The following is an 11,391-nucleotide window of genomic DNA, read 5'->3' on the forward strand; positions in this document are numbered from 1 at the left end:
TGTCCTCCCTTCGACATTATTCATCCACGGTCACCCACATTGCAGACCTCACGCCGTTATAAGAATCCGGATAGTCCTGATCCCATTTTCCCTCGTATCCAATCACCAAAATGTTGTAATCCTTCATACCCGTTGACCGCAGCATCCACGGTAACCGCTCCGTACCATCAGCCAGATGCCGGGAATATGGATACATCGCCGGAAGCTCCTCGATTACAATATCTGTAAATATCGCCTTCCGCTTCTGTAATACTGCTCTCGATGGTCTTCGCCCAAGGACAGATGCATCCGTTAAGCGATTTCCATAATATTGCTCTGCTTCCTTCCAGCTCAGCAGGAATATCTTATCCTTTGTATCCGGTCTGCTCTCCCGTACCTGTACATCCACGGATGGATCCACATGCGCAGCAAACCCCACCGTAGACGGATTCTCCAACGTTGTCTCCCGGATACTTGCCTGTTCCGTCTCGTCAAACGCCTCTGCATAAAACTCCTGATTCAACCACGACCGTATCTGCGAATCCTCCCATATTACACATTTATGATTATCCGAAAATCTCTGATAGGCAATCACATCATGCGATATAAGCAACACTGCATCCCCATCTTTATCCAGCACATCCCAGCAGATTGGATCCTCTGTCTCTGCATCTCCGTCCTGTTCGTAGGTTCCCATCTGCACGATATCTCCAATTTCTGCATCTTTAAGCGCTACCGTTTCCAATGCTTCTGTCGTGGCAGGTTCATTTGTAGTCATTTCTGCGGTAGTCGCTTCTGTCGTCTCTATCTGGTTTTTTCCACAGCCACACAACAAAACTACAACAATACCAATTATGACCATATATTTCTTTATTTTAATCATTTAATTTCGCTCCTGCATACGCCTCTATTCTATATTACTTTCTCCAATAGCTCTTTTGTTCTTAAAGACTAACGAGAAAAATGTGCGCCATCCGTTCCCGCTGCATTTTCTTCCTCGATACGTAAATGATAATCTTCATTTACACTATAAGGATCATTTAATAACTGCGGAATTGTTATTTCTGTATCAAACATATCATTGTAGTCATTAATAATCTGTATTGTTTGTATACCTGCATCCGCATATAAATATTCCCCAGAAATATTGTTGGTTTGGTAATTTGTAATTGAAACAGCACAATCAAAGTAAGAATATAAATTTGTTTTCATTAATTCATCCGCAGCAGCCTCCAACGCTGTTGCATCCTCTACTCCCTGGTAATAATCTTCCATGGCTCCTATACCATCACTTATTAAATTCCCAACAACCGGAATATTTCCTCCAAACGCTTCCTCTATTCCTGCATCTATACCTTCTCCAGCTACATCTAAAAGAAAACCAAACATATGTTCAGCTATAAAAGTCTGTTGAGCTTCTGGACTTGAAAATCCTACAGAAGTAAAATTCGGCGCAAAATGATTATGCAAATCAACCATTACATGATCTGTTACAATTGCTGCCGAAGTTACCCCTGATCGACTTTGTCCAACAGTTATCTGAGATGTATGCAATGAATTCAAAGTACCTAGCATTGGGGTTATATACTCTTCTTTAAAATTAATTATATATGTCTTATTATTTCCCCCCTCGCAAGTAATATTCAAATATGGTCGATCCTCTCCATAAGAATTTCTAAACTCATGAACATTATAAATTGCCTGTGCAATTGCTTCCTTTTGTACTAATTGGTATCGATTTTCTACAATATTTTGATCCACTAATGCATCTTGTTGAAGAACATTTACCAATTGAGCATTGTATGTCGAAATCAAACTTAAGCCCTGCATAAATCCATTCCATTTATCATCATCTATAGACCACTCATAGTAATCTTTTTTTATATTTCCAACCATTGGACCTCCTATGTGTTCTTGCCCCCATGTATAATTGCATGTGTCAGACAATGTCATCATATCGCAAAACAAGGTCTCCATATCTTTTTCATTCATCATTGTATATGCCATTGCAATTACTATATATTCTGCATTTGTTATTTCACTTGCATCTTTTGCTAATATTTTTTCAATAGCAGCCATGTCATAGACAGGTTTCCCATCCACATAAATAAACACAGTAGCAAACGCCTGTTCATAATATGCTTTTGAATTAGCTGCTTGTTCAGTGAATCCTATCGCTTCTACAATGCCAGCATAGCTTAAATCATTCCCAAATATGCTACCTTCCAATGCAACTGCACTTCCATATCTACCCAAATTATAATTAATTTCACTTACGGAATTTCCCAATGATGAAAGACTGAGCAAATCTCTTGCCCGTTGCATATTATTTTTCAATATATTTAAATCATCTTGTATTGTTTCTTCCCCTGCAAAATTTGAATCAAAGCATCTAACTTTCTCAAATACACGCCTTGTTCGACAGCCAGTCGTTTCATAATAATAATTATTTGTTGTAATTATATCTTGATATGTTTCATGGCATACCTCGACATTTGAAAGCATTAAACCACTTGATAATTGATTAAATTTACAATTATTATTTTCCAAAGCAAGCGATTCTATTAGTTCAACATATTTTTGTTCCTTTTCTGTTGTATAATCTCGATCCACCTTATTTTCCCTCCGAAAGCATATCAGAAATTTGAATGTCTCCATCTTGATATATTTTTTTTGCAATATTCAACATTTTTACGGAATCTTCAATTATCCCATGTACTATGTTCTGTATATCTTTTAAGATATACACTTCATCCATCAGTATGTTCACATAATCACTTTGACTATATGATATTTCCGTTCCTAACCGTCCCGCTGCAATATGCACATATGTATCATCTAACATCGCATTTAATCGTTTTATTTCTGTATCTATTACTGAATAATTAACTACTATAGCCATTCATTATCTCCTCTTTTTTTATATTTCAGAATATAAATCTCCATCAACAACCTCTAATTTTTCTAAAAAATTAATTATTCTATTCTCACATTCCGTCGACCAACTTGGTAACTCACTTGACAATGTTTGTAGAACAGATATGTATAACTCAAGATTATTATGAAAATCCCCTTCAGACACGCCGCTCATACATACATTGGTCAATGCCTCTATAAGCGTCTGTATTCTGCTGTCGATTTGTGTTGTCAAATCCATAATATTATTACTTAATGTTTCCATTTCTTCATCTCTTATTTTCATCTCTATCATATCCAGATTCTCCCTATCTTAATTTATTTAATTGTGCCCGGTTTTCCTCAAGTTGTTGTTGAACTCGATATATTTCTTCTCCTATTGTTCTCAACGCTTCATCATAGCACATACATAATTTTCTATAATTTTCTCCTGTTACATATTCCATTAATAATTCCGATACTTTTTTAATTGTCTGGTTATTCTTTTCTGCCTGCATCTCCTCTATTATTTTTCGCTTCCTAGCATAACAATGCACGGCATCTGTCTTTTCAATCTGCTTTATTCTATACTCCTGTTGTAACAAATCCAGCCGATCTTCTAATCCTGATATATTCTTTTTCAAATCAGCTTTCTTTTGTTTCTTCCCTGCTTCTTCATCTGCCTTATTTCTCGTATCTCTCGTCTGAACTTGCATTCCCATAACCAATACCTTACTCCTTAGCTTTTATCATTATAAAACAGCCCTTAAACCTCATCTTTATCAGACACCATTTAAGGGCTGTTTTACACTAACTAAAATAACATATCTGCAATATTTGCATCTGCTTCCGCAAAGTTTTGACATATCTGTGAAAGCTGCGTATAGAACTGATTAATCAGATCTGACAAGCTCTCAATATCCGGTCCAAGCATATTTTTGAATTCCTCTACGTACGCAGTCGCAGACTCTGCCTCCATGTAACCATTGCTGACAAGAGAACTTACTGTTGTTGTCATATCTGAATACAAATCCTCAATATTTCCTTCGTAGCCCTTCATATCTCCAATTAATCCTTCAACGGCTGCATAGTCTACTCTTAATCTATCACCCATTTATTTATCCTCCCTGTACTAACTTAACTGTGTTTTCATATCATCATCCAAATTCTCGAACTGCTGACATACACTTTCTAATTGCTGTGAAAAATCTCCCAAATTCACGTTCAGCTTTGAATAAATTGTTTTAACAATTTTCTCATATTTATCCATATATGCCTGCAATGCCTGTCCTTCCATTACGGATGGAAGAGTCTCTACCGTATTACTCAATTTGTCAAGCAGATTCTCCATTTCTCCCTTCTGTGTTTCAAGCTTTGCAATTACTTCGGATCGGATTTCCCCATAACGCACGTCTAAAGCCATTTTTTAATACCTCCTAATTAATCTTCCACATACACAAGCTTTGTAAGTACTTACATATGCGTATTCATCTTGTTACACTGCGCAGTGCAATATTTAAAGCAACTTCATTTGTCGCTTCAAACCTTATTAATAATAATCTCCATTATTTTTACAGCTCAATGTTATTTTCTTTGCCTGTACCAATATTGGAGTATAATGCTTATCCTTTAATGTAAAACTCAAAACAGTTTTTGGATCAGTTCCTGCATAATTTTGTTGTGATATATTGCTTACCTCTATGTGAGAATCAATTTTCGAAATTGAATACGAAGAACTTGAAATACGCGCTCTCCCATCAGAATGTCCATAAGAAAAATTTGCATAGACATATATAATTAAACAGTCCTCCCCATTTACTTCATATGTATATTTTTTTGTAGCTTTTCTTGCCGACACAGAACGCGTATTCTCTGATATTTCATCATTTGTAATTACATATATTCTTTCTGTTACACCTCCTTCCAACTTATTTTCTGCAATCAATAATTCTCCAACACTTGTCTGTGCCTGTATTTTATTATCTTCAAATCCAGGCATTACCATTAACATCAAAATACCAAAAACAAAGTACAACCATTTTCTTTTTTTAATCATCTTAGCACCTCACACATAATAAATGAACTCTTCCGAGTTTTTCCATAGCCTGATTTTAGTATATCGCTACATGCCCAATTATCAAGATGTCTTGCACAAATGGTCGAAATATTAACACTTTTGGTCAAAAAAAGTCCAACATGCATAATTTAAAGATACTTATACGGAACTCATGTGTACTTTTGCATATTAGAATATATTTCTGCTACAATACGATGAAAAAGGAGTTTTCTATGAAATCTACAAATGATACAAGTCTGATTCAGGCCTATTTAGACTATTGCAAATACAACAAGCGTTTAGATGAAAAAACACTTAAAGCCTATGCCATTGATCTCCGACACTTCTATATGGCATTGCCGGATCAGCCACTCATTTCCCGTACACCACAGACAATTGAATCCTATATTTCTTCTTTACATACATTATACAAGCCTCGAACCGTCAAACGGAAAATCGCTTCTATAAAAGCCTTCTATCATCATTTAGAATACCGTGATATCATCGCAATCACACCATTCACCAAGCTACAGACCCGTTTCCGCGAACCACTGATTCTGCCGAAAACGATTCCCCTCCTCACAATCGAACAGCTTCTCGCCGAAATATACACGCAGCACTCAAACGCAAAAACCCCCTATCGGCAAGTGCATACACTGCGTGACGCCGCAATCATTGAATTGCTTTTCATGACCGGAATCCGGATATCCGAGCTTTGTTCTCTGCGCAATCATAGCATTAACCTGCACACCGGAACAATACTGATCTATGGAAAAGGAGATAAGGAGCGTCGTCTACAAATCACAAACGCAAACGTCCTATCCATATTAATAAAATACAAATCCAGTATGCCTTTCTGCCCGGACCCATATGCTCCATTCTTTGTGAACCAGAATGGTACTGCCGTATCTGACCAGTCAATCCGCCGTATGATCCGTAAATATTGCAAGCTTGCAAACATCAACCTGCATATCACTCCGCATATGTTCCGACATACGTTTGCAACCAGCCTCTTAGATGCTGATGTCGATATCCGGTATATTCAGGAAATGTTGGGACACAGCTCTATCACAACGACAGAAATCTACACACATGTCTCCACGGCAAAACAGACAGATATTCTCACAAATAAACATCCACGGAAAGATTTTCGATTGGTTTGATGGTGCGGGGAAAGCAATCGATAATTTTTAGTTATCCGTCAGTTATATGGAAAAATTATTTACGAAGTTTTTGTAAATATTGACTAAGTAGCAGAGGAGAATAAAAATGAATTCACTATTAAAAGATTATATAAAATTGTATAATGAGATGAAGAATAACAATACGAACTGTATTCCATTGTGTGCCGCTGAAACATATATATCAGAATTTGTAAAACAACCTTTAAATTCAGAATTTGAAGGTAAATACTATTTTTTTGAAAGTAATAAAATTGAGGAGTTGAAATCTCTTGTTACTTCAGCGTGCAACCAATTATTCCATTCTAAATATGCAAATGCAGAAAGTTTAAGTGGAATTAACTGCTTTACCGTATGCGCTATGTCTCTTTTATCATCAGGAGAAAAAGTTCTTTTATCTACGCCTGAACAAGGCGGGCATGCTTCTATGCCAATTATATTAGATACTTTAAATATTTCATATGACCCAATTCCATATGATTTTGAAAAATATCAAGTTGATTATATCAATTTAAATAAAATGTGTGAGACTGGAGATTATTCGTTTATTATCTTTTGTCAATCTGATTTGATTAATGTTCCTGATTTAAGCCAAATTCATATACCAAGTAATATGGGAATAATCTATGATGCAACCCAAACACTAGGTTTAATTGGTGGTAAATGTATACCTAATCCATTAGAGTATTCAAATGTCGTTTTATTAGGTGGAACACATAAAACCTTGCCCGCAGTGGCTTGTGGTTTGATTATGACAAATACAGATATATATATAGAAAAGCTAAGTGCTAATATAACTCCAAACTTCCTTAGGGATATTCAACCAAACCATATAGCCTGCTTATTATTATCTCTTATTGAGCAAATTGAATATGGAGAACCTTATCAAGGCACTACAATACAACTTGCCAATTTGCTAGGTCAAAAATTAGAACAACGCGGGTTTAAAATTGCAAAAATTGATAAAAATATTTATACAAAAACACATCAATTATTTTTATTAATGGAAAGAAAGGATGCTGATTTTTTCTATAATCAAGCATTAAATTATAATATATCATTAAACAAAAAACATAAATTATTATTTCATAATGACGGCATACGACTAGGAACCCAACATATAGCTCGTTTCAATTGGCATGAACAGGACATTGAAAATCTGGCAAATCTTTTGTTTCAAATAAAGAATAATGGCTCTTTTGAAAATATAAATAACATTAGAAAGCAACTGATCCAAAAGAAAATACCACATTTTACTTATAATGAAATAATTATAGAATAGTCATAATTCGATGTTCAAAGCAATAGGTTATTTGGTCTTTATTTGGATCGTCTAGTTCAATACAATTTATACGTTGAATAAGCAACATTCCATACTTATTTTTATTATTACATAGCTTGTATATTTGTTCTTTTGATAAATGGTTGTCTGTTTTAAATATAGTTATTTTTTTAATTGAAGCTAAATAATATTTCATTATATTAACTTGAATTTTTATATTATCATCATCAGTTATTGTCAAACATCTATTATAATCTAAAAGAGTAGCTTTATATTTTTGAAAAAGTCTATTTATTTCAGCTCTAATGAAATATGCATTAGCTAATAATCTGTTATTTTCTTTTTTATATTTTAAAATGACAGAGTTTATTGGTTCAAGGATATTTTTTCTTGTATATTTCTTTTTATAAAATAAATAAATAGATTCATTTCGCATTATTTTATAGATATCTTTAGGATTCATTTCTAATTTGCTGTCTTTGCATTTTTCAAATACATGAATAAATGCTGATAAACTATCTAATTTACAATTAGGAACTATCAAGTCATCAACAAAATATTTCGCCACTAATATACCTAAAGAATCTGTTAACCCACAAATATTAGATGATTCTATTGATTGTAATATATTAAGAGCTTCATTGCATTTCCATAAATGTTTATTAAAATGGGCTTCTAATATTTCCATCCTGTTTTCAATATTATAAACCTTCATTTCAGGTTTTTTTAGGATATTTAGAATAGCGAGAGCATTTTCATAATTATTTAATAAATGTTCACAATCCGATTTCATAATATTAAATTTAAAATATAAATCATTGTTATTTAATAATTCTTTCTCATATTGAGATTGAAAAATATCCAAAAAATTTTGAGCATCAACGTATTTACCTGAAAACAATGCAAGTTGAATAGTATTCAATGTTTTATCGTAGTTAGTTTGCAATTTAAGCGCAAGTTGTTTTATCCATAATACATATTCTTGACGTTCCAATAAGAAATGAATTTTTCCAATATTACCATATGTAACTTCATACAAGGTTTCTATTTCTTTTTTGCTTAATATTTCAATATTATTATAGTTCCTATTTATATTTTTTTGAAGTTTTGGCACATTGTCTATTTCAAAACTAGATATATAATATATTTCTCCTTTAGTATCCACTATACTTGCAGTAATAAATATTAATGAAAAATTATATGCTTCCTGTTTTGAAAAGATATAATCAACTTTTTTGATATGATCAATTATAATTAATGTTTTGTTAGTTACGATATTATTTTCAAAAAAGTAATTGATATCTGAATCCGATTTTTGCTTCATATCTATATAATATATTCTTTTAAATAGTTTTTTTAAACTATGATGATGTATAAAATCTACATCATTCGGATGATTTATGCAGTCAATTAATTTTAGTGCAAGCCAACTTTTCCCACATTGACGTTCATTTCCAGTTAGTTGTATTATTTTATGATTATGTAGTAAAGATATCAAGTTTTGTAAATCAGTTTGTCTATCCGTAAAAGTATTTTCGGACAAACGATTTTTTAAACTATTATTTTCCTTGTATCGTTCGTATATGATAGGAATAGATGTATATACATATGGGATAATAATCAATAAAACACCACCAATTATTCCCCATACATTATTATTTTCAAATGAATTGAGGATGGATAAAATAATAAGCACTATTCCTAAAATCATTGGTAAGTATACATAGAATTTGTCTTTTTTCATACGTCGTTCCTCGTTTATATATTAACTTCGTAAATAATTTTTCCATATAACTGACGGATAACTAAAAATTGTCGATCGCTTTTTTGTTGCTAATATAGATGAATCCTGCTTGCCACTCACGCAAATTTTAATCATCCTATCCCATGCATAATTAAATATTTCTTGATTTTAGTATATCGTTACATGCTCAATAATCAAGATATCTTGCACAAATGGTCGAAATTTTAACACTTTCGGTCAGGCAATGCGATTTTTGAACGGAATATGTGTGTATTCTTATCGAAATCATAGATATATACCCCCTCATGTCTGCGCACGATTTTCTCTATGCTCTGCATGCCAATTCCATGCTCCTCTTTATTTTTTGAGGTGATGAGTTTTCCTGCCTTATCCTTCTTTATTTCCCCAAGATACGAATTTTTTTCTTCTATAACCGTCATGCCGGAATGCTCGTTCACATCCACACGTAATTCGATAAATCCCTGATTACCAGCCGCTTCATACGCATTTTCCAACAGATTTCCGAATAGCACTGTCATCTCCGTGTCATTCAGATCAGATAGCACAGCTTCCCGAATATCAACCGCCAATGATATTCCTGCCTTATCACATACACTCTGATAATATTGCAGGATCACGTTTAACACGGCCCGATTACAAAACCTTTTCTTCGTAAGCTTCGCATCCACGCAATCCTGCAAAAGCTTCTTCGCTTCCTCAATGTCTTCATGTTCCAATAAACTCTGTACCGTGTATAGAAAATGCCTTGTATCATGAATCACCGCATGACATGCCTGATTCTCTTCACGAACCATCAGAACTTCCTGCAATCGAACCTGTTCCTGTTTTACCCTCTGTTCCTTCTTGTATACATAATTATAGATGCATAGCAGACCTATAATTATCAGGACAAGCACAATTACAATCACACGTGTCCATACATAAGGCAGCGCTTGCTCCATATTATTTATAAAAATAAGAAATCCGATCAGAAAAAAGATGACGATTCCCTGCATGAAAAATAGAATTTCAGATGCCTTTCTTTTCATAGCTTTCCCTTATCCCCTTCGCAGATATTCTTCATATTTCTTACAAAACTCCAGATACATACGCCTGGATATATGTGCCCTATACTTTCCTTTCGCCAGAATTATTTCATTCTTTGTAAACCGGCTCACATAATCCAGATTTACCAGAAAACTCGTATGAGATTTGCAAAATCTTACCTGATTCAGTTTTTGCTCCCAATCCTCCAGCTTTCCCTTCACTTCATACCTGGCATCCTTTGTGCATACGTACACACAACGCCTTTGATTCTCAATCATAACAATGTCTGCTTCCCGACAGACAATCGTCTCTCCATTCTGCATAATTGTGATTTTGGGATTCGTATTCCGATACGCCACCAACGCATCTCTCAGATTCCGCTCGATTCGATCCGGCAAAGATGCTTTTTCGATATACCGAAACACCTGAAAGTCCATCGCATCATCCAGATACTGTTCCGTAAATGATACAATGAAGATCAGTGCATATGGATTTTCCTCTTTGATCCTCCGTCCGACCTCAATTCCACTTTTCCCCGGCATTTCCACATCCAGAAATACGATATCTGCCATCTCCGGTTCTTCCAGAAGCTTCTCCCCATCTGTAAATGTCTTTATTCCTGCCTCTATATTATTTTGCCGAAAAAAGCGATCAACTATTTCACTCAGATATTCTAAATAACTGCTATCATCGTCACATAAAAATATATGTATCATCTATAAAATCTCTTCCCTCTCAATTACTATAATGTCCTCTGATTCCCTCGCTTCCTGATCCATATTATGAACAAGTGAGAAAAAGAACAGCCACACGATGGCTGTCAGGATAGAAAAAATACTCACCAAATTAAAGATTCTACGTTTCAACAGATATTGCCCCCTTATACCAACCACGTTTCTTTTATATCATACTAAATTTCAGATTGTATATCAATCATACAATCGATTCTTTACGAATCTTAATTTCCAGAATACTTCTGAAACGCTCGCTGTTTTCATCCGACAGTTCGGACTGACTAAAAATATGTTTGTATAAATATGGGACTTGCCCATTTTTCCGTAAGTTGTTCTCCTTTGCTCATCGATCACTTCTTTAGGTGGTATTCTATCTACAGACAATTTACTTTAATTATTTCATTCCGCAATTATTACATGTCCACGTTGTTCAGTTGCATACGCAGGTTCTGTTTATAAACGTTCGCGTATCG

General features: G+C 34.3%; 13 protein-coding genes. 2 read left to right on the forward strand and 11 right to left on the reverse strand.

What is annotated here, in order from left to right; all coding sequences use genetic code 11:
• Positions 1-16: 16 nt before the first annotated feature.
• From AAAT93_RS12825 to AAAT93_RS12860, 8 genes are all read right to left on the reverse strand, one after another.
• Positions 17-862 (reverse strand): DUF6273 domain-containing protein, encoded by an 846-nt coding sequence (locus tag AAAT93_RS12825; protein ID WP_227573624.1) that lies wholly within the window; start codon positions 860-862, stop codon positions 17-19.
• Between the two features lie 68 nt (positions 863-930).
• Entirely contained in the window at positions 931-2,592 is a 1,662-nt protein-coding gene (locus AAAT93_RS12830) for a hypothetical protein (protein WP_227573625.1), read from the reverse strand.
• A 1-nt stretch (position 2,593) separates the two neighbouring features.
• Positions 2,594-2,881, reverse strand: a complete 288-nt coding sequence (locus AAAT93_RS12835; RefSeq protein ID WP_227573626.1) for a hypothetical protein — start codon at positions 2,879-2,881, stop codon at positions 2,594-2,596.
• An 18-nt stretch (positions 2,882-2,899) separates the two neighbouring features.
• Entirely contained in the window at positions 2,900-3,190 is a 291-nt protein-coding gene (locus tag AAAT93_RS12840) for a hypothetical protein (RefSeq protein WP_227573627.1), read from the reverse strand.
• Between the two features lie 13 nt (positions 3,191-3,203).
• Complete coding sequence (locus tag AAAT93_RS12845; RefSeq protein ID WP_227573628.1) at positions 3,204-3,596, reverse strand: hypothetical protein; 393 nt, start codon at positions 3,594-3,596, stop codon at positions 3,204-3,206.
• 92 nt (positions 3,597-3,688) lie between these two features.
• Complete coding sequence (locus AAAT93_RS12850) at positions 3,689-3,988, reverse strand: WXG100 family type VII secretion target (RefSeq protein WP_118374704.1); 300 nt, start codon at positions 3,986-3,988, stop codon at positions 3,689-3,691.
• 18 nt (positions 3,989-4,006) lie between these two features.
• Positions 4,007-4,297 (reverse strand): WXG100 family type VII secretion target, encoded by a 291-nt coding sequence (locus AAAT93_RS12855; protein ID WP_227573629.1) that lies wholly within the window; start codon positions 4,295-4,297, stop codon positions 4,007-4,009.
• Between the two features lie 126 nt (positions 4,298-4,423).
• Positions 4,424-4,930 (reverse strand): hypothetical protein, encoded by a 507-nt coding sequence (locus AAAT93_RS12860; protein ID WP_118545217.1) that lies wholly within the window; start codon positions 4,928-4,930, stop codon positions 4,424-4,426.
• 233 nt (positions 4,931-5,163) lie between these two features.
• Between AAAT93_RS12860 and AAAT93_RS12865 the strand changes: the two genes are divergently transcribed.
• Both AAAT93_RS12865 and AAAT93_RS12870 read left to right on the forward strand, forming a co-directional pair.
• Positions 5,164-6,093: a tyrosine-type recombinase/integrase gene (locus tag AAAT93_RS12865; RefSeq protein ID WP_227573630.1), complete on the forward strand. Its 930-nt coding sequence runs from the start codon at positions 5,164-5,166 to the stop codon at positions 6,091-6,093.
• A gap of 106 nt (positions 6,094-6,199) precedes the next feature.
• Positions 6,200-7,393, forward strand: a complete 1,194-nt coding sequence (locus AAAT93_RS12870; protein ID WP_118545214.1) for an amino acid hydroxymethyltransferase — start codon at positions 6,200-6,202, stop codon at positions 7,391-7,393.
• Here AAAT93_RS12870 and AAAT93_RS12875 read toward each other — a convergent pair.
• From AAAT93_RS12875 to AAAT93_RS12885, 3 genes are all read right to left on the reverse strand, one after another.
• Positions 7,383-9,137: a hypothetical protein gene (locus AAAT93_RS12875; protein ID WP_118545215.1), complete on the reverse strand. Its 1,755-nt coding sequence runs from the start codon at positions 9,135-9,137 to the stop codon at positions 7,383-7,385. The two genes, AAAT93_RS12870 and AAAT93_RS12875, sit on opposite strands and share 11 nt — an antisense overlap.
• A gap of 224 nt (positions 9,138-9,361) precedes the next feature.
• Positions 9,362-10,186, reverse strand: a complete 825-nt coding sequence (locus AAAT93_RS12880) for an ATP-binding protein (protein ID WP_227573631.1) — start codon at positions 10,184-10,186, stop codon at positions 9,362-9,364.
• A 9-nt stretch (positions 10,187-10,195) separates the two neighbouring features.
• Positions 10,196-10,900 (reverse strand): LytR/AlgR family response regulator transcription factor, encoded by a 705-nt coding sequence (locus tag AAAT93_RS12885; RefSeq protein WP_227573632.1) that lies wholly within the window; start codon positions 10,898-10,900, stop codon positions 10,196-10,198.
• Between the last annotated feature and the right edge of the window lie 491 nt (positions 10,901-11,391).

The organism is Coprococcus hominis (ex Arizal et al. 2022), from assembly GCF_040094675.1.
GTDB classification, from domain to species: Bacteria; Bacillota; Clostridia; order Lachnospirales; family Lachnospiraceae; genus Coprococcus_C; species Coprococcus_C hominis.

Coding starts and splice junctions, on each gene's coding strand:
- AAAT93_RS12825 (WP_227573624.1), bottom strand. CDS start 862: ATGATTAAAATAAAGAAATATATGGTCATAATTGGTATTGTTGTAGTT.
- AAAT93_RS12835 (WP_227573626.1), bottom strand. CDS start 2,881: ATGGCTATAGTAGTTAATTATTCAGTAATAGATACAGAAATAAAACGA.
- AAAT93_RS12840 (WP_227573627.1), bottom strand. CDS start 3,190: ATGATAGAGATGAAAATAAGAGATGAAGAAATGGAAACATTAAGTAAT.
- AAAT93_RS12845 (WP_227573628.1), bottom strand. CDS start 3,596: ATGGGAATGCAAGTTCAGACGAGAGATACGAGAAATAAGGCAGATGAA.
- AAAT93_RS12850 (WP_118374704.1), bottom strand. CDS start 3,988: ATGGGTGATAGATTAAGAGTAGACTATGCAGCCGTTGAAGGATTAATT.
- AAAT93_RS12855 (WP_227573629.1), bottom strand. CDS start 4,297: ATGGCTTTAGACGTGCGTTATGGGGAAATCCGATCCGAAGTAATTGCA.
- AAAT93_RS12860 (WP_118545217.1), bottom strand. CDS start 4,930: ATGATTAAAAAAAGAAAATGGTTGTACTTTGTTTTTGGTATTTTGATG.
- AAAT93_RS12865 (WP_227573630.1), top strand. CDS start 5,164: ATGAAATCTACAAATGATACAAGTCTGATTCAGGCCTATTTAGACTAT.
- AAAT93_RS12870 (WP_118545214.1), top strand. CDS start 6,200: ATGAATTCACTATTAAAAGATTATATAAAATTGTATAATGAGATGAAG.
- AAAT93_RS12875 (WP_118545215.1), bottom strand. CDS start 9,137: ATGAAAAAAGACAAATTCTATGTATACTTACCAATGATTTTAGGAATA.
- AAAT93_RS12880 (WP_227573631.1), bottom strand. CDS start 10,186: ATGAAAAGAAAGGCATCTGAAATTCTATTTTTCATGCAGGGAATCGTC.
- AAAT93_RS12885 (WP_227573632.1), bottom strand. CDS start 10,900: ATGATACATATATTTTTATGTGACGATGATAGCAGTTATTTAGAATAT.